This window comes from Clostridium sp. 19966 (assembly GCF_032335695.1).
Classification (GTDB): domain Bacteria; phylum Bacillota; class Clostridia; order Clostridiales; family Clostridiaceae; genus JACTOJ01.
On sequence record NZ_JACTOJ010000020.1, the window covers coordinates 25,000 to 48,196 of the forward strand.

The window sequence follows — 23,197 nt, forward strand, 5'->3', positions numbered from 1 at the left end:
TCCCCCCTTAAAAGCATAACACATTCCCAAAATGGTATATTTATTATATTACTAAATAATTTTAAAAGCAATAATTTGTACTTTTCACCAATATGTTTTAAGGTTCCTCCAAAAAAGAGTGAAATATTTTACTAAAATAAAAAGATAATACTAAATTTCTGATATCGAATTCATGATAATATTAGACCGTAGACATGAAAACGTATTAATGATGGAGGCGGTAGAAAATGAGTAAGCATAATCAGAGTTTTTTATACAAGCTAAAGAAAAACAGAACCTTGCTATTAATGCTTGTGCCTGCGGTTTTATTTTTCTTCTTATTTAGCTATATACCTATGACAGGTATAGTAGTAGCATTTAAAAGCTTTAATTATAGAGATGGTTTATATCTTAGCCCTTGGGTTGGCTTTGACAATTTTAAATTTTTCTTTTCATCAGGTCAGGCTTTTAAGGTAACCCGTAATACTGTATTATACAATGTAGCATTCATAGCTATAAATACTACTATGCAGATAATGATGGCTATATTTATTTCAGAAATAAAAAATAAGTTTTTTAAGAAGACCACTCAGTCCATGATGTTCCTTCCTTACTTTATATCTTGGGTAATAGTTGGAGTTATGGTATATAATTTATTCAACTTTGAAAATGGTACTGTAAATTCCATATTAAAATCTTTTGGAGCTCAGCCCATTGATATTTACTCCAAACCAGTAGCGTGGATTTTCATTATAATTATTTTTAACACCTGGAAGAACGTTGGATATGGAACAGTACTTTATTTAGCGGCCATAATGGGAGTAGACACAGAAATCTACGAGGCAGCTGAGGTTGATGGAGCTAATATTTTTCAGAGAATATTTAAGATTACAATCCCATGCTTAAAGCCAACAATGATTATATTAATATTATTAGCTATAGGAAATATATTCAGAGGAGATTTCCAAATGTTCTACCAGCTGATAGGAAACAATGGAACTCTATTTAATACTACGGATGTTATTGATACCTTTACGTTTAGATCCTTACTGCAAACCAACGAATTTGGTATGGCAGCAGCTTCCGGTTTATACCAGTCCATATTCTGCTTTATAACAGTAGTGGTAGTGAATTATTTTGTAAGAAGATATGATAAAGATTACTCATTATTCTAGAGAAGGAGGCGATTCACTTGCAGAACATATCTATAAATGAAGAAGTCAGATTTAAAAAAGCTAAGAAGCCAAAGGATGTACTTGTTTTCAATGTTTGTGCCTATGTAATTCTCGGATTTACAGCACTAGCTTGCTTGATACCTTTCTTAATGGTAATATCAGGGTCCTTTACTTCAGAGGATTCTATAGCAAAGTATGGTTTTAGAATCATTCCAAAGGAATTATCACTTTCAGCATACAAGATGGCACTTAAAGATCCTTCTGCGATTTTCAGGGCTTACGGAGTCACCATCAGTTTAACTGTACTTGGAACAATACTTGGTGTATTTATAACTGCTATGACTGCTTATGTTCTTACCAGAAAGGATTTTGAATGGAGAAATAAATTTTCTTTTTACTTCTACTTTACCACTTTATTTAGCGGTGGGTTGGTACCCTGGTATGTATTGATGGTAAAATATCTTCATCTAAAAGATAGCTATCTGGCACTTTTACTGCCTCCGCTTTTAAATGTATTTAACATTTTGGTTATGAAGAGTTTTATGAGCGGAATACCAGATGCAATTTCAGAATCAGCAAAGATTGATGGAGCAGGCGATTTTACCATATTCATCAAACTGATTTTACCTCTAGCAAAGCCAGCTTTAGCAACTGTTGGTCTGTTCACAGCATTAAACTATTGGAATGACTGGTATGATTCAATGCTCTTTATACAGAATCAAAATTTATATAGTCTTCAATATTTTCTTTACAAAATAGTAAATAATATAGATGCATATAAGAATTTGATTTCTAAGACAGGAACTAATATACACATGGATTTGCCAAGTGAATCTTTTAAAATGGCACTTACAGTCATAGTTACTGGACCTATAATACTTCTATATCCTTTCGTGCAAAGATTCTTTGTACAGGGTATTACAGTAGGAGCTGTTAAAGGATAAAGCTCAATATGAGATTATCATAAATCAATATTCTGGTAAAATAATTGATAAGTACTTTGGAGTTCTTAAAGAGGCTCCAAAGTATGCATCATAATTCTAAAAATTTTAAAATATACGAGGGGGAACTGTAATGAATAAAGTTTTAAAGAAATTAACTCTTGCAATAGCATTAACAATGACTATGGCAGCTGGTTTCAGTGGTTGTTCAAGCAAGCAAAGTTCATCAGAAAGCTCAGATCCTAGTAAATTAAGTGCAGTTAAACTTAAGATGTATCTCTTAGGTGATAAGCCAAAGGACTATGATGCTGTTTACGGAAAAGTAAACGATATAATGAAGAAAAAGATTAATGCTACATTAGATGTACAGTTTATATCCTGGGGGGACATGAACACTAAATATCCATTATTATTCTCTTCCGGAGATGATTTCGATTTAATATTTACTGCCTCAGGCTGGTGTTTCTATAATCAGATGGCAGTAAGAAACGGATTTTCAGAAATAACTACAGATATGCTTAAAAAGGATGCGCCTAATACTTACAAGAATGAACCAAAGGTTGCCTGGGATCAGGCAAAGGTTAACGGCAAGATATACATGGTACCGAATGATCAGGGTCATGAATATTCCTACAATGTATTTGCTATAAGAGGAGACCTTAGAGAGAAATATGGAATACCTGAAATAAAGAGCGAAGCTGATTTGGAGAAATACTACGATGCTGTTGCTAAAAATGAAAAGGGTATAGTTTCATTAGTAAACGGAGGAGTGCAGAATCTTTACTATCCTTATGCATTTGAAGGTAATGGATTAGCTGTTCTAAAGGGAGCAAACTCCAATAGTGATAACCCATCATTATTCTACAAGCTTGATGATACTTCAGGAAAAGTAGTATCAATTGTTGACACAGATGCTTATAAAGATTATGTTGTTAAGATGAAACAGTTCGCAGATAATGGCTACTGGTCAAAGAGCTCTCTATCCAGCAAAGAGACAAGAGATGATGCATTTAAAGCAGGAAAAGCAGCATCCATGGTTTGGAACATCGGTTCTGCAGCAAGCGACGCAGCATCTATAAATGCTCAGCATCCTGATTGGAAAGTTGAAATCGTAGACATTCATCCAGGAGTAAAGAAGGTTGCTAATCCTTATACTAACAACGGTATGGCTATAAATGCCAGCTCACAGAATGTTGACAGAGCTTTAATGGCTTTAGACCTATTAAGATATGACAAAGATATATACAATCTAACTACCTTCGGTATAGAGGGAACACATTGGCAGGCAGTAGGGGATAAGCAGTACAAAGAGTTAAGTACATCTTCTAACTTCCCAGCTAACAATGTATGTCCATGGGGATGGCATGTAGACTCAATGGCTCGTACAGATGAATCTCAGCCAGCAATAGTAGACCAAATGTCTAATAAATGGGCAAAAGAGGATACTGTAAATAATATTCTTCAAGCATTTAACTTCGATGATTCAAATGTTAAGAATGAAATGGCAGCAGTAAATAACGTAACTATTCAATATGGTATTCCACTAAGCCTTGGTGTAATATCAGATCCAGTGAAGGGACTAGAAACCTACAAACAAAAATTAAAGGAAGCTGGATTAGATAAAATACAAAAAGAAGCTCAGAAGCAGGTAGATGCTTTCATAAAAGGAACAAAATAAAAAATTGCCCTTAGGGGCAATTTTTTTATGGAAAATAACTAAATATGTCTGTTTTCACCGAAGAAAAACAATGCCATGGTTCCAGGACCTGAATGGGAGCCAACTACTGGACCTACATAATTAATGATAAATCCTTTTACTTTATGCTGTTCTAAAATTAATTTCTCAAGCAATTTAGCATCCTCATAACAGTCACCATGACTTATAGCTATGAATTGATCTTCTGCATTTGTTATTCGATCATTTAATTCATTAGCTAAAGTCCTTATAGATTTTTTCCTGCCTTTTGTTTTAGCTACAGGTATTAAACGGCCTTCATCATCCACATGAAGTATAGGCTTAATATCTAATAGGCTTCCTATAACAGCGCTGGTAGCAGAAACTCTTCCACCTCTTTTTAAATGAAAAAGATCATCCACCGTAAACCAATGATTTAATTTTAATTTGTTAGCTTCTATCCAAGCTACTAAATCCTCTTTAGCCATACCAGCCATTAGCTTTTGGCAGGCTGTAAAAACTAGAAGGCCTAGACCCATAGAGGCACATCTGGAGTCAATAACAGAAATATCTGCAGTTGGATTTTCTGCTATAATTTCTTCCTTTGCAAGCATAGCGTTATTATAGGTTCCGCTAAGAGCAGAAGAAAAAGCTATATATACTAAAGAGTATCCTTGGTCGATAAATTTTTTAAAGGTTTCTTTAAAGGTATAGGTGTTTACTTGAGAGGTTGACGACATTTCACCTTTTCTAACCTCTGCATAAAAATCACTATAGCTTAAAGTAGTTCCAAAATCATCTACATGATCTTCTCCTTTAAAGTGATAGGTTAAGGGAAAAACAAATATATCATTTTCCTTTGTGTATTCTATTGGCAGGTCTGAGCAGGAATCTGTCATAAGTAATGTTTTCATTATAAAATTCCCCCTTAATAAGAACTCATGTTAAATAGACATGGATTAAAAATTAAAATATAAATATAAAACCATTAACTATATAATTATATCATTTTTTTAAGAGTTTATCATTATCAGTATTTAATATACTGCAATTCTAATATTAAATTTCTACCTAAACTCCTAATTATTCATTTTTACTTCTTACTTATAATTTATAAATTACGAATTGCAGGTTTAATATAGACTAACATAAAAGAGATATTGATATTATAATAAGAATGTACATTAAAAATGCTTAAAAGGATTAACAATGGTGATTTTTCATGAATGAAATTCTTAAAGAAGAAGATTTATATAATCCAATAAAAGAATATTTTGAGCTTCAAGGCTATAAGGTTAATGGAGAGGTAAAGGACTGTGATTTGGTAGCTATTAAGGATGAGACGATTATAATCGTTGAACTGAAGAAAAATCTTACAGTAGCTCTTCTGGCTCAAGCAGTAAAAAGACAAAAAACAGCGGACTTTGTTTACGCGGCCGTACCAAAGCCTAAAAATATGAAATATAGCAGCAAGTGGAGAGATATATGCCACCTTTTAAGAAGGTTAGAGCTTGGATTAATAATGGTTGACTTCAAAAAAAATAAGACATTTGTAGATATAGTACAAGAGCCGAAAGCCTTTGATATGGAAAAGAGCAAGAGGGTTAATAAAGGCAAGAGAACAGCCATAATCAAAGAAACACAGGGAAGATATATGGACCTCAATAAAGGAGGAAGCCGTGGGAAAAAGCTTGTTACTGCTTATAGAGAAGCCGCTATATACATAGCCTGTTGCCTTAGTAAGTATGGAGAACTTACCCCTAAGAAGCTTAGAAATATGGGCTCTGATGAAAAGAAAACCTTGTCCATATTATATAATGATGTTTATGGATGGTTTTACAAAGCTGGCAGAGGACTCTATGGAATCTCTGAAAAAGGTAAAAAAGAGCTGGAGGATTTTAAAGATTTAACAGGATATTTTTTCAGTATAATTAAATAAAGCTTTATTTGTTGAAAAATGACATATGAATCTTATGCGAAAATTAAATAATAACTAATTTTCAATAAAAGTATTAAAAAATAAAAATAAATCAAGAAATAATGGAAACTTAGCTATTTTTATGGTATTATTATACATGCATTACTAAATTTATTAAAAATGTAGGTGATAGCATGCAAATGGGCGAAAATGTATATTTTGATTATAATAGTAATGGTTTAAAGAATTTTTTAGTATGTACTAGTGCTAATAATAAGGAACCAATAAGCTATCAAATCGAGATGATAAACAATAATTATCATACTGGTATCAATACTTTGTATAGTCAGCGCTATAACGAAACTTTCCAATTATTTTATGATATCAGTTCAAAGCTTACACTAAAGAGTTATCTTATGGAAAATAAATTAAATAAGCAGCAATTTATAGGTATATTAAAAAGTATTGGAGAGATAATTGCTAGTTGTGAAAACTATTTTTTGTGTGAAAAAAATTTTATATTTGATCTAGAAAAGATATATGTATGTCAGGATTCTTTAGAAATTCAATTAATATATGTACCGTTAGATGTGGAACTATATGAGAATGTAAATGAAGAATACCAGCAACTGGCAAAAAGTATTCTGGTAGATTACGCAACAATTGAAAATACAATTGGAGACAACTTTGTAGAGAGGATATTAGGTGCTTTAAAGTCAGCAAGTTTTAATTTGGAGGATTTCCTTAAATTACTTAAGGATATAGATTCAAATAAAGTAAGCAGCAATAATACTGCCCTGAACTCAAGGATAACTAAGACTAATTCAGAAAAAATCGTAAATTCTAAGAAAATAAAAGAAGAAAGTGTTGTCATTTCAAATAGCCTATCAAAAGAAAAAATAACAAATCAGAAGAATATTCATCAAAAGCAAATTCAGGATGTAAAATATGAGGTGAAGAAAAAGTACAGAACATCAATAAAATTAATAAGTTTAACAATACAGCTTGCGTTAATAATTGTTTTGGTGCTTGCATTTATGACCCAGAATTTAGATACAACCAGCATAATGGCATCTGTATTGCTTGCAGCAGCAGCAGACATATTAATTCTTAGAAGATTGCTTTCCAAGAATAATTTAATAGAGAAAAAGATTCCAATAAAGGAAGCAGAAATTAAAATTTCTAAGCAGGTTGAGAGCAAGCCCAAAGAAGAAAAAAATAAAAAAGCTGCCTCAAAATCTTTAAACCAAAGTCAAATAAATCTGTCAAAAAGAGAAATAGTTACTGATATGAATTTTGAAACAGAACTTTTGACTTCAAATAACCCATACTTACTGTTAAAAGGTAATGATGGTACGGTGGAAAAAATATATATTAATAAAAACAGCTTTGTTATCGGAAGGCTGCAAGGGCAAGCAGATTATATATGCAGTAATAAAACTATAGGAAAGACTCATGCTAAAATAGATAAAATAGATATAGAATGCTATATAACTGATTTAAATTCTAAAAATGGCAGCTATATAAATGGAGAAAGACTTGTAGGTGGACAACAGTATCTATTGCAGAATGATGATTTAATAACTTTATCTGATATTAACTTTATATTTAAGCTGTATTAGGGGAGATATAGTATGAGTAGATTGCAACTTTCTACAGGTGCTTTAAGTGATATTGGCAATTATAAAAATATAAACCAGGATAATATATTAGTTCAGATTGGTGATGGACCCTATGGAGAATTTGGATTGATGGTGGTATGTGATGGAGTTGGTGGACTTTCCCACGGAGAAATAGCCAGTTCTATAGCGATAAATGCTTTTAAGCTTTGGTGGAAAAACGAAGTCATAAACATTATAACTTCAGCAGATGAAGATATCATAACTTCTATGGAAAGTGTTGTGAACAAAATAAATTTAAGAATAATCAACGCAGGTAAACAGAACAATAGCTTATATGGAACCACAGTATCTTGTATTTTTATATACAACGATAAATATTATATTGTTCATGTAGGAGACAGTAGAATTTATAAATTAGAAAATAAATTTAAACAGATTACTGAGGATCATTCTCTTGTAGCATATCAAGTTAAAAACATGATAATAAGTGAAGAAGAAGCTGAGCAGAGTCCGCAAAAGCATGTATTGATTCAATGCGTTGGAGCAAAAGAAAAAATAGATATTTATAAGAGAATTGGATCTATAAGAGAAAGAGAATTTTTTTTGCTTTGTACTGACGGATTTTACAATAAATTAGATATTAATACATTAAAGAAAAATATTAACAACCATAAAATGATAAACAATGATATACTTCAAGAAATATCAAGAAAAACGGTAAAAACCATAAAAGATCAGGGAGAAAAAGATAATATATCCGTAATATTAGTTTATTCAGAACAATGTGATAGAAAAAAGCATGAAAATTTATTTTCAAGATTATTTAAATAAAAATGAGGACTTAAAGATAAAAATCAAGTCCTGTTCAAAGGAAATTCAAATAAATATGCAGGGAGGAAATATGGCTAGAATTAATCTCACGATAGCAGATACTGATGATAAATATTTAAGTGGACTTATGAAGTTTTTAAGAAGCAATCACTATGAAAAATTTAATATTAATTGTTTTACTAATCAAGAGTACCTAATTAAATACATAGAAGAAGAAAAAAGTATAGATATACTACTAATAAGCAGTAATATGTTATGCAAGGACATAGAGAAATGCAGGGCTAAGTCAATTATGGTACTTTCAGAAAAAAATTCCGATGGTGAGGTAGGTGGCTACCCTTCAATTAAAAAATATCAACATGCGGAAAAGATGTATGAAGATATCATAAATACTTATATAGAAAGAGATCCTGAAAGATTAGAAATAATCACCAGCAGAAATAAGGATACAAAAATATTAACCTTTTATTCTCCTATAGGCGGTATAGGAAAAACTACAGTTTCCTTAGCTTTAGCGGAAGCCTTGGCAGAAAATAACGACGTTTTGTATATAAATTTAGAGGATATTCAATCCACCTATTTACTTTTTAGCGAAAAGAAAGAAAAAGGTTTTTCTGAGCTTATATACTATGTAAAAGAAAGAGACAGTAATCTATCTCAAAAATTTTTGCAGATAAGGGCTAAGGATGAAAAGACCAAAGTAGATTATATACCCTCAGTGGAAAGCCTGCTGGATATAGATGAATTAGAAGAAGAGGACATAAAGTTTTTATTTGATAATCTTCAGAATATGAATATATACAACTATATAATTGTGGATACATCTTCGAAATTTGATTTAAATTATAAAACTCTTATGTATATGTCATACAGAGTATTTGTGCTTTTGGGACAAGATACTATGTCTAGTTTTAAAGCTAATCTATTTGTAAATGAGTTTGAAAATATGTCCAATTTCTATTTTATAGTGAATAAGTGCTTTCCTGCGAAAAATTACGATATTCCCAAGAATATAGAGAGAGAAAATAAAAAAATAGAAGCTTTTATAAGTTTTGATAATAGCTTAGCGTCAGGAGAGGTAGAATATGATAATCTTTTACAAAGTGCAGTCCTAGTAAATGGCACTACAAAATTAATGGATTTAATAAAGCGGAGATGATTATAAATGGATGATGAAGCTAGGCAAACTATAATAGAAGAGGTTAAAAGCAGCATTCAGGATGACAAGTACTTAAGGAAAGACATGGAAGAAGAGGAGCTTTGGGAACTTATCAAGGAAGAGGTTTTTGCAAGGTTAAAAAGAAAGAATCTTTCTATTATGGAGAAGAAAGAAATAATAGTTCAAATATTTAATGCCATAAAAAAATTAGATGTGCTGCAGCCATTAATAGATGATAAGACTGTAACAGAAATAATGATAAACGGGCCTGAAAATATATTTATTGAAAAAAATGGAGCCATACAAAAGGTAGATATGGTATTTGAAAATCGAAAGAAGCTAGAGGATATAATATATAAAATAGTATCTGATGTAAACAGAGTAGTTAATGAAAGCTCACCTATAGTTGATGCCAGATTAAAAGATGGCTCTAGAGTAAATGTAGTGCTGCCGCCTATAGCCTTGAATGGTCCTATTGTGACTATAAGAAAGTTCCCCGAAAATCCTATAACCATAGAAGATTTGGTTAGCTGGGGGGCATTGACGGAGGAAACTGCAGAATTTTTAAGACTGCTGGTAGAGGCTAAATACAATATATTCATAAGCGGAGGTACGGGCTCCGGTAAAACTACCATGTTAAATGCCCTATCAAATTTTATTCCTCATGACGAAAGGGTAATTACAATAGAAGATTCTGCGGAGCTTCAGATAAAAACTATAGAAAATCTAGTAAGCCTTGAAACCAGAAACGTCAATACTGAAGGCAAGGGCGAAATAACCATAAGAGACCTTATAAAATCTTCTCTTAGAATGAGACCGGACAGAATAGTAGTAGGAGAAGTAAGAGGAGCGGAGGCCCTAGACATGCTTCAGGCTATGAATACAGGCCATGATGGCTCTCTTTCCACAGGCCATGCCAACTCCACAGCAGATATGTTAAGTAGGCTCGAAACCATGGTACTTACAGGAGCACTTCTTCCCTTAGAGGCCATAAAGCAGCAGATAGCCTCAGCTTTGGATATAATAGTGCATTTATCAAGGCTTAGAGATAAATCTAGGAAAGTGGTAGAGATAACAGAAGTGTCAGGGTTTCAAAATGGGGAAATAATTCTTAATCCTCTATATGAATTTGAGGAAAGCAGCCAATCACAGCTTAGAAAAGTAGAGGGAGTTTTAAAAAGAACCAATAATCCCATGAAAAACCTGGATAAGTTTGTCCATGCAGGAATTACTCCTAAAATATGAGGTGATAAGTCAATGAAAATAGCAATTATAGCATTGATAACAGTATTTGTAATCTTAGCAGCAGTAAGCATATTTTTTTTAATTCAAGAAAAGAAAGAAAAATCTGAGAAAAATAATAAAAAAATAGTGAAAGCTAAGAGAAGCAAGGATGAAGATTATGAACTTCCGCATTATAACTGCTACAAAATGTCTAAAATAGAATTTATACTTTGGGCAGCCGTAGGGTTTATTGGAGCGTTCTCTATAGGCTTTTTGTGCTATAGAAATATAATATGGTCTTTTATAGTAGGCTTATCAGGATTTGTTTACCCTAAATTTAAAACAGAAAGTATAATTAATGCTCGAAAAGATAAACTTACCTCTGAATTTAAAGAAGCTCTCTATGCTATATCATCTTCACTTACAGCAGGAAAATCAGTGCCACTGGCCTTCAAGGAAGCCTATGAGGATTTGTCCAATATGTATGAGGGAAAAAATATGATGATATTGGAGGAGCTTCAATTCATAAATAGAAGATTGGAAAGAAATGAGACTATAGAAGAAGCCTTAATAGATTTCGCAGAACGTTCTACCTTGGATGATGTTCAAAGCTTCGCTGATATCTTCAATGCTTGCACTAGAACTGGAGGAAATTTAAAGGAAGTAATACAAAAATCCTCAGATATAATTAGTGAAAAAATAGAAATTAAGCAGGAGATAAACACCATGGTGTCCTCTAAAAAGCTTGAAGGAAGAGTTCTGGTGCTTATACCTATAGGCATATTGCTATTCTTAGAAGTAAGTGCAAAAGATTTTATTGCACCTATGTTTACAACCATGGGCAGAATTATAATGACCATTGCGATGGTAGTCATATTTTTGGCTCAGCTTTGGGCCAGAAAAATAACTAATATAGAGGTGTAGCTATGGCTTATATACCATTTATATTTGTCTTAATAATAATAATTGTATTATATCTATTATCAAAAAATAAATATGAAGATGAAATTAAGGACGTAACTAAGAAAGAGTATTCAACAAAAGAAGTACTTCCCATGGGATTATTTATAGTAGATCTCATAGGAAATGAGACCATTAAGAAAGTCAACAATGGAGCTCTTCAAAAAATGCTTTCTATGTACATGCTAGATGGCTTTAACAAATTTAGATTATATGTGGCTTACAAGTTTTCCACTGTGCTTATAATATTGGATGGCATATACTTCATAATGGCTGCGGAAGGAAACTTTGATTTATATATATTCTTTGGAGGCCCACTAGCTGCTGTATTTATATATATACTCATGGACAGTGACTTAAACAAAAAGCATGAAAATAGAAGGAAGGATATTCAGTATGAATTTCCAGATCTGCTGAACAAGCTTATATTGCTGGTTAATGCAGGATTAACCGTAGATAAAGCGCTGGAAAGATTAGTTTTGGAAAACAAGAAGCTAACACCTTTGTACTATGAACTTAATATAGTCTACAAAGAACTTTCAGCGAATAAGTCAAAAGAAATAGTTTTTAGAGATTTTTCAAGAAGATGCAAGGTACAAGAAATAACAAAGTTTACTTCTATTATTCTTCAAAACTTAAATAAAGGTACCACGGACATAGTATATATGCTGAAAAATCTCTCAAATGAATGCTGGATACTTAGAAAAAACATGGCTAAGCAAAGGGGAGAGGAAGCTAGCACTAGATTACTGCTTCCAATGATGCTGATGCTTGTGGCAATATTTATGGTAATACTTACTCCAGTATTTCTTCAATTAAGAAAAATTTAAAGTTTTAATTTTTGGGGAGGTATCAAAAATGAATGTATTAAAAAATTTTTTTAAAGAAGAGGATGGTCTGGCAACTCTAGAGATAGCGCTTATAATCGTTGTACTTATAGCATTGGTAATAATATTCAGAAAATCAATAGAACAATTGGTTACTAATATTATGAGTAATATAACAAAATCTGCAGATGATGCTCAACAATCTACAACACCAACAACACCATCTGGTAAATAAGTGCAGGTGAAGAAACATAATGAAGAATAATAAAAATATTAATCAGAGGGGCAGCTTTACTGTTGAAGCAGCATTGCTGCTTCCTATAGTATTTGCAGTTTTGATTATACTCATGTATATATGCGTGATAATGTATAACAGAACACAGCTTTCAGCAGTAGGACATGATGTTTCAGAAAGAGCATCCATGATGCTATCTTCGCCTAATATAGAGGTGGACACAGGCGAAATGATAACAAATGATAACCTTTATTCCAGGCTATTTGCAACAAATACTCAAAGCAAAATTAATGATGTAAAAGCTTATTTTAATAAAAGAAAGCTGGATATAGGTTTTTTAGATCCTCAGTCAGATGTAGAAATAGGCTATGTAAATTATCTATTTTATAGAAAAATTAAAATTAAGATACAAGATCATTACGACCTTCCGTTAAAGGGACTAATACAGCTGTTACATTTTCCAGGCACCTATAATGATGAGGTGGATGTAAATCTAATAGTTAATGATCCTGTGGAGGTTACAAGAAATGTAGATTTTGTTTCATATGCCTTTGACGAATTAGGACATAGATTTACAGTGGTACAAAAAACTAAAAGCAGTTATGATGCAATAATAAATAAATTGAATGAATTGGCAGATAAGTGGAAACAATTAACTGGAGGAGGAGGAAAATAAATGTGATTAGGAGAAGGGAGCAGGGCGTAATAACTGTATTTTTAAGCCTCATACTGCTAATTCTCATATGTTTTGTAGGAGCATTAGTTGATGGCACAAGAATGGTAACAGCTCATTCTCAAGTGTCTAGGGCCATAGATAATGCCGTGAGAGCAGAGCTGGCCGATTATGATACAAAGCTAAAGGATGCCTATGGTTTTATGGCAATGAATACAGAAAATGCTGACCTAAACAGTACCGCCCAGACCTTTTTACAAAAGAATCTTTTAGTGGACAAAAGCGATGGCAAACAATTTACTGATTTATATCATTATGACATAGAAAGCGTAAAGGCTTCAGGGTTAAACCCCTTATCTGATGATAATGTATTTAAAGAGCAGCTGCTGGAATACATGAAATACAGAGCTCCATTGAATTTGGTGGATGGAATAATAGACAGATTTCAAAAGTTTAAGAGTTTAACTAAGATAACAGATGCCACTAATAAAAAGAAGGCACTAGATGATGAGATAGAAAAAGTAAAAGACTATTATGATAAATATGTTGATGCGGCCAATAGCTATAAGTCTATAATAGGCAGCATAAAAAAGAGTTTTTCCTATAATAAAATCAATCCTCCCAGCAACGACAGCGATTTGGAAAGCTTAGCTCTAGCTGTTTATCTAAGAAAGGTAATACTGAGATATACACAATCTGATGAGTATGACAAAGAAAAGCCAGAAGATAAGGATAAAATCGATACTTTCCGCACTACCTTGGACTCTGCAGCTTTAAATGAATATTATAAAATGAATTCTTTATTAGATATGTTAGTAAGCAAGGGGTCAGATTTGACCAATAAGATAAATGATTACTTAAACGAAATGAAGAAAGTTAAACCTTTATATGATGATTATGCAAAAGCAGTTGAGGCACTTAAAAATGACCCAAATGTATCTTCGTATTATGATGGATATATTGATGATTTGGGCAAATATTCTAAATTATTTACTGGTGAAGACAATTTAAAAAAGCAAATAGATGTAATAAAAGCAAATGCAGATAAAATAGCTGGAATAAAAAAACCTTTAGGAGATTTGCTTTCTGACAGAACCGAAGCCTATAACTTTTATAAAGCTGATGACAAATCTATAGATGAAATAGATAAAATGGCATCAGAAAACAACTTTGATACCACTAAAAAGGATGCGGATAATTATAAGGATATAATGCATCAGTTTGATAAACAGGTAGGCTGGATAAATGATTCAGGGAAAAAAATCAGAGATAGTGCCAGCATAAATGATATAGATATAATAATTGTTACAGATGGAAAGCCATCTGGAAAGAAGGATGAGGGCGGGAAAAAAGATGCACAAAATAAAGCGAAAGATAACAGCAAACCTCCAGAAGATAATACTAAAAAAGGGATACCAGATAGCTTATGGTCTAAGCTGCCAAGTAAAATTGCCGGTTATGGAGGCGATGGAGTAACTGTAGGCTCAGATTATGCAGCAGATACATCAACGGTAACAGCCGGTAACTCCATAATAGATAAGATATGTGCAGCTGTAGAAAATGCATTGCTGGGTGTGAGAGATAAATATTATATTGATGAATATGTTATGACAGAATTTAGAGACAAAGTAGGAAACAAAAGTAATTTTAGGGTGCCAGCCCAAAGAACGCTGCCGGATGGAATAAGCGCACCAGAGGATTATGAAATAGAATATGTTATAAATGGAGCCAAAACAGATAAAGAAAATGCAGACAATATATGGATTAGAACCTATATAATAAGATGTGCTTTGGATTTTGCTTATATAGTTACAGATGATACTAAAAAGCATGAAGTTACTGCAATTGCTACTGCAGCAGTAGGCTGGATTGGAGACGGTATTTTTATAAAACCTATGGAGGCACTTCTGTTAGCATGCTGGAGCATGTTAGAAGCAAGTTATGATATGAAGGCAATAATGGACGGGCATAGGATTCCAGTAATAAAGGGTAGTAAAACTTGGTTTACAGATACTTTTAATGTTATTTCACCATCAAGATTAGAAAAAGTAATAAAAATATGTGATGAAGATCCACTTGCCTTAAGTTATCATGATTATCTTATGTTTTATCTCTTACTTCAGAGTGAGGATACCACATTGGCAAGAATTAAAGATTTAGTATATGTTAATATGGATCCGAATAACGGATATGATTTAACTAAAAAATTTACAACTGTATGTGTAGAAGCTCAGGTAAGCATAAATTATATTTTTATGACAGAAGCATTTATGCCTGCAGAGGGAAGAAAGGATAAAGGGTCAAGGTATACTATTAAGATGAAAAGATACAAGAATTATTAATGTAAGGAGAGAATTAAATGAAAGCAAATAAAATATTGAGTGTACTAATAGTAGTTACAATAGTAGCAGCTGTATCCACAGGCTGCGGTAAAAAGGATAGCACTAATAAAGCGAGTGGAACAACGGCAGTGCAAAAAACAGAAAAAGAAAAGCCAACAAAGGAAGAGTTTTTAGAGCAGAGCAAGAAGATAATGAAGGATATGGAAAAGGTATGTGACAAATACGGTGTAAAATATGATAATGATGATTCTATAGGACAGGATTCAGAACAAAAGGGGTCAGGTTATTTTTTTGATACTGAAGAAGAGAAGGTTAAATTAAGTGATGGATCAGACAATTCTTATGAGGTAATAAAATTTGGAGGAACCGTAAGCAATGATGGAAGCACTGGTCAAAAGGTTATAAATATATCAGTAAGGCAAAAAGATTACAAGACACAATTTGATGTTAATACATGCAATCTGCTGAAAGATATGATAATAGCAATTACAGGAGACTCAAATTACGACTTTGGTAAGTTAAATCAGATAGTAAAAACTGCACAGGATAAAGAACTAAAAGATGTGGTAAGCAATGAGGAGTCAACCATTGGAGATTACAAGCAAAATATTCAAGTTATATTGGGAGAAGGAACAAATACAAAAATGTTAGCGTATAAGCTATATACAGGTAAGGTGGAACTAAAAAAATAAGAATAGTAGTATTTTGTTTACACAAGAATCTTCCAAAGGGAGGATTCTTTGGTAAGCAAAATTAATAAGAGAAAAGATGTTTTAGGACAGGCTATAAAAAGAAATCCAAATCAGGATTCTTCGTGGCATACCACAGCTACAAGCCTCAGATAAGCGGTGTGTCACGCTATAAAGAAATATAAAAATAAGGCTGTACAAACTAATGTGAATTAGTTTTAGTACAACCTTATTTTTATTAGTTTAATTAAAGATTATTTGATTTATTCTGCTGGTATTTCCTTATTTTTTTCTGCTTTTCTTAATCTTGATTTTTTAGTTTTTACAAATAATAGGGTTCCAAGAGCTGCTATGCCCGCAGCGGCACCGCCTAAAATTGGGAGAATAGTGCCTTTTTTATTTGTAATTTTTGCAGTTAAGGATTCTTTAGCGCTAACGATTTTAAATTTAACAGTTCGAGTAGTTTTATTCCCTACAGAATCTTTTACAGTAATAGTTAATGTATGTTCACCTATAGAAGAAATTTTGTCACCTATTTTATAGTCTTTCCCATCCAAGGTTATCACCGTAGCTTCTCTCACCGCATCATCAGATATATTAAATTCAGGAGTTACTGGATGATCGTAGCTTCTTCCATCAATTATATTAGTTATTTTAATGCTAGGCGGTGTAGCTTTCAGGTAGAAGGTAAATGCCTTCTTAGAAACATTACCAGCCCTGTCTACGGCTATAATTAACAATGTATGTTTACCATCTGTAGTTATAGGTTCTCCGTGGTAGTCATTACCGTCCAGCATTAGTGTTTTATCACAATCTGCATCATCTATATCCACTAGAGGAGTAAATATAGATAAGAAAGTGCTTTGGCTCATGAAAGTTGGCACAGTTATGCTTGGAGCAGTTTTATCTATAACAAAGTCTAAAACTATTCTGGTAATATTTTTAGCTTTATCTTCTGCAAATACCACAAGCTCATAGCTTCCTTCAGCGCTTATAACTGAATTATTGTAAGGCTGACCGTTTAATGTAATATTGAATATATCCGAATTAGTGTCGGTGCAGGTTATTAAAGGAGAAATATTTTTATTATAATAGAAATTTGACACTAGACCTGAAATATCAACATTTGGGGCTTCTGTGTCTAATACAAAGCTTTTTACTATTTCCTCAGAAACATTACCTGCCTTATCCTTTGCAATAGCCTTTATTTCATATTTTCGATTTTCTGTAAGGATAGGCACATTGTGAGAATCATAGCTTTGTCCGTTTATAAGCAGCTCACTTATAAAATCATCTGGGTTATCCGGTGAAACTTCTGGAGCAAACGGCTTATTTATAAAATCGCCATCATTAAAATTAAACTTCATAGTAGGCGGAGTCCTGTCTATGGTAAAGGTTAAATCTGGAGTAGTATAGGAATTACCAGCTTTATCTACAGCAGTTACATTAAAAGTATAGGTTCCTTCGTCATACTCGCTGAAGCTAAATAAATTATCATTTTGACTAATATTAACGGGTATTTGAGAACCATTTTTATATACATTTATATGAGTGTTCTCTAGCACCATGTTAGTATCACTAATCCTTATGGTAGGAGTTGTAACACTTTTATTATTAAACTCATTATTTTGAACTCCGGATATGTCTATATTTGGTTTTGTATTATCCATAGTAAAGGATATTTGATAAGTTGTAGGTGAAGCCTGAGCCTTATCATTATCAGTAACAGATAGTGTATAAAGGCCATCTCCATTTATAGGAGCTCCTTTGAAGACATATCCGTCATCGGTTTTTTCAACGCTTCCGTTATAAGGCTTACCATTTAGAGTAATGCTGTAATTATCTACGGTGTAATTATCCGTTAGTTTGATGATAGGTTTGATTACACCATTATAATAGCCATTGTCTTCTATATTTCTTCCGGAATCTTCACTAAAAGATATTTTAGCTGGGTCGGTATCTACTACAAAATCTCTGCTGTCCGTGCCAGGCGCTTCCTGATTATTTGGATCATAATTTGCTGCCATATCTAATGCATATACCTTTAAATTGTACATAGTATTTCTAGCTGTATTCCCGGTTATGGGATCTGTTTTTAATAGGAATATGGTTTCTCCTGTATTAGGATCAATATCTTTTTCAACAAGGTTTAATCTTATGGTTTGACCGTCCAAAGCAGCATATAACCTTGAGGTATTTATATCAGAATCCTGAAGAAATTTATCCTCAACCTTTATTAGGGCTGTAACCTGAGAGTTGTAGTTTTTACCTTCATCTATATTTTGAATTATAGGCACAGCGGGATGTTTATCTATATATATGGTTTTAGTTACATCGCTGTCAGCATTGTTTCCTGACATATCTTGTACATGAATGGTTATAACATATTTGCCATCTTGTTGTACAACTCCATTTAAGAAATAAGTTCCGCTGCCATCATTAGATACATTGGAGCTGCCGAAACTATAATTTGTTGAAGCATTGCCATCCTTTGAAACAGAAAAATAAGAATTTTTAAGGTCAAGGTAGTCTTCTGCTATTGTAACGCTTGGATTATCAAAGCTTCTATAGTATCTGTTATCATCCATGTTAGTAGCTTTTATTATAGGCTTAGCTTCATCAATTACAAAGCTTTGAGATATAGTTTCAAATTCACCTGGCTGACTGGCTCTGTCTGAGGTAGATACAACAAGAGCATACGTTCCAGTAGATTTTCCAGCATCTGGCTTTAGCTCATCCCCGTGAAGATACAGCACTCCGTTTTCTTTCTTATCAAAATGAAGGGTGTAGGGCTTATTGTTAATTGTAGCTGTAATTAGCTTATTGACGTCCGCTGCATCCATAAATTCGTCAGTAACGGATATTTCTGGAGTTACTGAACTGTTGAAATAGGTCTTTTTACCCTGGCTTGGATCACCTATGTTCACTATGTTGGTTGAAGCGGGCACTGAATCTATATATATAGTATATTTAGTATCACCTGAGGAAGGAGAATTACCTGATAAATCCACTAAATGAACTGTTATCTCATAGGTACCATCCACATCCACAACATTTTTTAGGGTATAAGTGTAGTCACTAGTGTTTATTTCTGTGTTATATTGCTGCTGAACATTAGCATCGTCTAATGAATATTTTGAAGAAACACCATTTTTAGTTACAATAAAATATGAATTAGTTTCATCAAGATATTTTTCCTGTAGTTCAACAGCAGGATCCAAAGCTTTTCTATAATATTTTTCATTAGTTAAATTACTTGTCTCTAAGCTTGGAGCAGCCTCATCAATGGTGAAGCTTTTTTCACCTGAATTTATGTCTGTAGAATTAGTTCTATCCTTTGTAGTTACTTTTAAGGTATAGTTGTCCCCTAAGGAGTCTTTAGGATTTTCTATAGCCTTACCTGTAACTATAAGTTTGCTTCCTTCTCTTTTGCAGCTGGTTAATTCATAGGGTTGACCATTCAAGGTAGCAGTAATCCTTGAATTTAAATCAGATGAATCCATGTAAGGATCCTCTACTTCTATTTCGGGTGTGACAGCTTGGTTAAAGTATTCATTGTCATTTATATTTTTAATGCTTACGGTGGCAGCTTTGGATTGAACAAAGAAATTTAAATTTAAATCACCGTTTGAAGTCTGATTTCCTGCTAAGTCCACAATGTGAACAGTGACATTGTAACTTCCATCCTCATTAACTACATTTTTAAGCACATATTCGTCCGTAGCATTGTCAAAATCCACATTAGCACTATCCAAGGTATATTGTGATAATGTACCGTTTTTATTTACATTAAAATAAGATTTTGATCTATCCAGATTAGATTCTTTTACAGCTATTCTGGGATCTATTGCCTTTCTATAATAGGTGCTATTTGTCAAATTAAAAGAGGTTATTTCTGGAGCAGTTCTGTCTATGCAGAAGCTTCTGGTAACGGAGGTGCTATTTCCTGCTGCATCTTTAGCTGTTACCTTCAGCTTATATTTACCTTCATCCTTAATATTTATGTTTTCAGCTTTGTTATTGTTCAAGCTAATAGTTTGTGTTGAGCCATCATCCTTTGTCAATATTGCAGTACCCTCTGAAAAATTATCATCAGAGGCTGTAATAGCAGCTGTAAGTGAAGTGGAATTTGAAAACTCATTATCTGAAATTCCGTCAATATTTATTACAGGAGCCGAGTTGTCCACTATAAAATGAAGAATAAAAGGGCCGTTTTCATAGGCATTACCTACTGCATCTTCTGCATTGACGGTAATGGTATATTCTCCTGGGTCGTTTATGGTGTCACGGAAGGTCCATCCGCTGGAATAGAGTTTACCATCTATAACTTCATTATCTGAAGGGCTTAATGTACTGCTATCTATGGTGGACAAATTCCCATCCGGAGTCTTTTTGGTTATGGATATTGCATCACTAGATATTTTTACATCATCCCCGATATATATGGTTGGTTTAATGGGTTCAGCTTTTGTACTTATTACGGAATTATTATTTATCAGCAGATTATTTTGGTCCCAGAAGCTTATAATAGGAGGCGTGTTATCAAAATAAATACTTTTTGAGGAAGAACTGCTTAGGCCTGTCAAGCCTGTTACTTTTGCTGTTATATCATAGCTTCCATCTTTAGAGTCAGGAGAATTTACGCTTTTATATACTAGCTTATATTTGTGCTCACCATTTTCGTTTAAGGAGCTTTCTATATGATCAATGGTTAGTGAAGTACCATTGAATTTGGCATCTAAGTATTCAGAGTCTTTAATTTCATCTTCAGTTAGTAAATAATCTTCTATAGTTATTACAGGAATAAATCCATTTTTAGAGCTAGTGAAGGCAGTGCTGGCATTTTCTAGAGCTCCTGAATAGGTTATTTTAGGTGCCTCGCTATCAAAGTAAAAAGTTTGCTTTAATTCATTTGTATTGCCGCTTTTATCTACTGCATGAAGCAATATATCATATTTAGTATTTTGAAAATCTAAATTTTTCAAAACATAGAGATTATCATCCTTTAAAGTTAAATCCCTTAGGGCTGTGGAGGTTTCAACTTTATTTCCACTATTATCATAGCTTATCAGCTTAACATAGGAGTTATCTAAATCCAGATTGCTGTCAGATACTATAAAAGCAGGTGAAAAGCTGCTGCTAAAATATGAATTATCTTTTAAGTCAGACATATGACCGTCTTCATCTTCATATTTCATGGACAGCGTAGGCGCAGTATTGTCCACATCTAGATTAAAGGTGAAGCTGCTTTCATAGCCTAAGTCATTTTTGGCATCTATAGTGATAGCGGTAAGTTTCTTATCATCATCATTTTTTAAAGAGAGGTTTATGCATAGATTGTCACTGCTGTCATCTTTGGAAGTTAAACTGTAAGAGTCCTTTGGAAGCTCCTCACTCTCTTCATTATCGTACCTAGCCTTTATGCTGTTTATGTTTATTGCACTGGCAGAATAGTCACTCAGGATACCATTTATAGAGATATTTTTGTCTGTAATATATAAAGTGTCACTGTTAGCTACATTTAAAGTTTTTCCACCGCTTGTACAAGTAAAACTACTGAAGTTTGGTCCTGAAGAGCTGCTATAAATTGCGGCGGTTAGCTCCACAGGAAAGCTTGTATTGTCATCTTTAGCATAAGTATATTTGGCATCTATAGTGCTAGTTTTTTCATCTAGATTAGTGGAAAAACTATTATCTGAAGCAATATCAACATTCTTGCTATTAATGGACAAGTCAGATATTTTTCCAGCACTTGAAGCAGAGCCTTTTAAAACATTATCTTTAAAAAGCATAATTTGATTCTTAAAAATCTTATCGAAACTAAGAATAAAATCCCCTGTCAAAGAAATCTCTCCTAGGTTTAAAGCATCATCAGCGGCATAGAAGGTTAGTGATGATAATGGAGAAGTAAGTGGGTTTACATTATCAAGTACAATGGAGTAAGACTTTTCACTATTATTATAAGTTATATTAGAGGAATCTAATACTTTGTTGTTGTAATAGACAATAGGATTTTCTAAAAGATTTGCCTCATCTGGAGCATTTATTTGTACGGTTACTTTTTGGTTGTTTACATCACAAGAAATATTCTTTATGGAGTATTTAGGAGCGGTTGTATCATTGGTTAAAGTCTGTTCACATTTTTTTATTATGTTTCCATTGCTATCTAATATATTATAATTTAGGGTTATTGAAGATAAATCTGTTCCGTCAATTTCAGAAAGACTTAAGGTTCCAGCTGAGAGTCCTGTAAACCTATGAGTTTCCTTAGAGCTATTGCCTGAGCTGTCTTTTTTTGATACTGCATACACCAAAGAATAGTTTTTATCAGAAAAATCTTTTTCCCAAGTGATGCTAGGGATGATTTTATTGCTTGACAAAGAAGAAATTTTTAAAAATTTTTCGTTGTTTAATGAATCTTTAATATAAGCTGCTGTGGATATATCTCCGGAACTTCCAGTTTCAAAGCTTTCATTTTTTTCTAGAACAGCTCTGTTATTTATTTTATCCTTAAGTTTGTTAATATTTTCTTCAGTATCATTAGTCTTGGATATCTGTAAATTAACAGCCTTATCATTGGTATATAGTATGCTGAATATGCTGGATAAGTAGCTGTCACTTTCTATATCCTGTTGTATTTCTATTAATACATCTTTGTTAGCACCAGTTATATCATACCAAGATACCTCATTTTTTAAGGCTGAATCATCTAACTGTAATTTGTACGAATTAGCATCCTCTATAGATTGCAATATATTGTTATCGTCAGAATTTGCTGCGTAAACTTTAAAGCCTGAAAGGTTATACGAAGCCAAAAAAAATGCCATTATAATAGAGGATATTTTTTTTCTGTTCAAATTCACTCACTTCCTATTATAAGTTATAACTACATAATTTACATTTTATAACAACTAAACGCAAAATGCAACATATTACTAATATGGTAA

At 32.8% G+C, this 23,197-nt stretch carries 16 protein-coding genes; 14 read left to right on the top strand and 2 right to left on the bottom strand.

The window, feature by feature from the left end; genetic code table 11:
• Positions 1-227: 227 nt before the first annotated feature.
• The 3 genes from IAI10_RS18060 (at position 228) to IAI10_RS18070 (ending at position 3,773) form a co-directional block, all read left to right on the top strand.
• Complete coding sequence (locus IAI10_RS18060; RefSeq protein ID WP_315674707.1) at positions 228-1,154, top strand: ABC transporter permease subunit; 927 nt, start codon at positions 228-230, stop codon at positions 1,152-1,154.
• Positions 1,155-1,171: 17 nt separating this feature from the next.
• A complete protein-coding gene (locus tag IAI10_RS18065; protein ID WP_315674708.1) occupies positions 1,172-2,098 on the top strand; it encodes a carbohydrate ABC transporter permease in 927 nt (308 codons plus the stop codon).
• Between the two features lie 130 nt (positions 2,099-2,228).
• Positions 2,229-3,773, top strand: a complete 1,545-nt coding sequence (locus IAI10_RS18070) for an ABC transporter substrate-binding protein (protein WP_315674709.1) — start codon at positions 2,229-2,231, stop codon at positions 3,771-3,773.
• 38 nt (positions 3,774-3,811) lie between these two features.
• On the opposite strand, the gene IAI10_RS18075 is transcribed toward IAI10_RS18070, so the two are convergent.
• On the bottom strand, positions 3,812-4,684 hold the full coding sequence (locus IAI10_RS18075; protein WP_315674710.1) for a DegV family protein: 873 nt from the start codon (positions 4,682-4,684) through the stop codon (positions 3,812-3,814).
• Between the two features lie 308 nt (positions 4,685-4,992).
• Between IAI10_RS18075 and IAI10_RS18080 the strand changes: the two genes are divergently transcribed.
• From IAI10_RS18080 to IAI10_RS18130, 11 genes are all read left to right on the top strand, one after another.
• On the top strand, positions 4,993-5,709 hold the full coding sequence (locus IAI10_RS18080) for a DUF2161 family putative PD-(D/E)XK-type phosphodiesterase (protein ID WP_315674711.1): 717 nt from the start codon (positions 4,993-4,995) through the stop codon (positions 5,707-5,709).
• Positions 5,710-5,888: 179 nt separating this feature from the next.
• Positions 5,889-7,310, top strand: coding sequence for a DUF6382 domain-containing protein (locus IAI10_RS18085; RefSeq protein WP_315674712.1), 1,422 nt, complete (start codon positions 5,889-5,891; stop codon positions 7,308-7,310).
• A 12-nt stretch (positions 7,311-7,322) separates the two neighbouring features.
• Positions 7,323-8,141, top strand: a complete 819-nt coding sequence (locus IAI10_RS18090; RefSeq protein WP_315674713.1) for a protein phosphatase 2C domain-containing protein — start codon at positions 7,323-7,325, stop codon at positions 8,139-8,141.
• Positions 8,142-8,211: 70 nt separating this feature from the next.
• On the top strand, positions 8,212-9,300 hold the full coding sequence (locus IAI10_RS18095; protein ID WP_315674714.1) for an AAA family ATPase: 1,089 nt from the start codon (positions 8,212-8,214) through the stop codon (positions 9,298-9,300).
• 6 nt (positions 9,301-9,306) lie between these two features.
• Positions 9,307-10,545: a CpaF family protein gene (locus IAI10_RS18100; protein ID WP_315674715.1), complete on the top strand. Its 1,239-nt coding sequence runs from the start codon at positions 9,307-9,309 to the stop codon at positions 10,543-10,545.
• A 12-nt stretch (positions 10,546-10,557) separates the two neighbouring features.
• On the top strand, positions 10,558-11,448 hold the full coding sequence (locus IAI10_RS18105) for a type II secretion system F family protein (protein ID WP_315674716.1): 891 nt from the start codon (positions 10,558-10,560) through the stop codon (positions 11,446-11,448).
• Positions 11,449-11,450: 2 nt separating this feature from the next.
• Positions 11,451-12,314, top strand: coding sequence for a type II secretion system F family protein (locus IAI10_RS18110; protein ID WP_315674717.1), 864 nt, complete (start codon positions 11,451-11,453; stop codon positions 12,312-12,314).
• Positions 12,315-12,342: 28 nt separating this feature from the next.
• Positions 12,343-12,546 (top strand): Flp1 family type IVb pilin, encoded by a 204-nt coding sequence (locus IAI10_RS18115; RefSeq protein ID WP_315674718.1) that lies wholly within the window; start codon positions 12,343-12,345, stop codon positions 12,544-12,546.
• 19 nt (positions 12,547-12,565) lie between these two features.
• Entirely contained in the window at positions 12,566-13,222 is a 657-nt protein-coding gene (locus tag IAI10_RS18120; protein WP_315674719.1) for a pilus assembly protein, read from the top strand.
• Positions 13,223-13,224: 2 nt separating this feature from the next.
• Positions 13,225-15,561 carry a DUF5702 domain-containing protein gene (locus IAI10_RS18125; RefSeq protein WP_315674720.1) on the top strand — a complete coding sequence of 779 codons (2,337 nt, stop codon included), beginning with the start codon at positions 13,225-13,227 and terminating at the stop codon, positions 15,559-15,561.
• A 17-nt stretch (positions 15,562-15,578) separates the two neighbouring features.
• On the top strand, positions 15,579-16,253 hold the full coding sequence (locus tag IAI10_RS18130; RefSeq protein WP_315674721.1) for a hypothetical protein: 675 nt from the start codon (positions 15,579-15,581) through the stop codon (positions 16,251-16,253).
• Positions 16,254-16,513: 260 nt separating this feature from the next.
• Here the strand turns inward: IAI10_RS18130 and IAI10_RS18135 are convergent, their stop codons facing one another.
• The gene (locus IAI10_RS18135; protein ID WP_315674722.1) at positions 16,514-23,107 is read right to left on the bottom strand and encodes an Ig-like domain-containing protein; all 6,594 of its coding nucleotides are present in this window, start codon (positions 23,105-23,107) and stop codon (positions 16,514-16,516) included.
• Positions 23,108-23,197 lie beyond the last annotated feature (90 nt).

Coding starts and splice junctions, on each gene's coding strand:
- IAI10_RS18105 (WP_315674716.1), top strand. CDS start 10,558: ATGAAAATAGCAATTATAGCATTGATAACAGTATTTGTAATCTTAGCA.
- IAI10_RS18075 (WP_315674710.1), bottom strand. CDS start 4,684: ATGAAAACATTACTTATGACAGATTCCTGCTCAGACCTGCCAATAGAA.
- IAI10_RS18130 (WP_315674721.1), top strand. CDS start 15,579: ATGAAAGCAAATAAAATATTGAGTGTACTAATAGTAGTTACAATAGTA.
- IAI10_RS18090 (WP_315674713.1), top strand. CDS start 7,323: ATGAGTAGATTGCAACTTTCTACAGGTGCTTTAAGTGATATTGGCAAT.
- IAI10_RS18085 (WP_315674712.1), top strand. CDS start 5,889: ATGGGCGAAAATGTATATTTTGATTATAATAGTAATGGTTTAAAGAAT.
- IAI10_RS18110 (WP_315674717.1), top strand. CDS start 11,451: ATGGCTTATATACCATTTATATTTGTCTTAATAATAATAATTGTATTA.
- IAI10_RS18070 (WP_315674709.1), top strand. CDS start 2,229: ATGAATAAAGTTTTAAAGAAATTAACTCTTGCAATAGCATTAACAATG.
- IAI10_RS18115 (WP_315674718.1), top strand. CDS start 12,343: ATGAATGTATTAAAAAATTTTTTTAAAGAAGAGGATGGTCTGGCAACT.
- IAI10_RS18060 (WP_315674707.1), top strand. CDS start 228: ATGAGTAAGCATAATCAGAGTTTTTTATACAAGCTAAAGAAAAACAGA.
- IAI10_RS18100 (WP_315674715.1), top strand. CDS start 9,307: ATGGATGATGAAGCTAGGCAAACTATAATAGAAGAGGTTAAAAGCAGC.
- IAI10_RS18095 (WP_315674714.1), top strand. CDS start 8,212: ATGGCTAGAATTAATCTCACGATAGCAGATACTGATGATAAATATTTA.
- IAI10_RS18080 (WP_315674711.1), top strand. CDS start 4,993: ATGAATGAAATTCTTAAAGAAGAAGATTTATATAATCCAATAAAAGAA.
- IAI10_RS18120 (WP_315674719.1), top strand. CDS start 12,566: ATGAAGAATAATAAAAATATTAATCAGAGGGGCAGCTTTACTGTTGAA.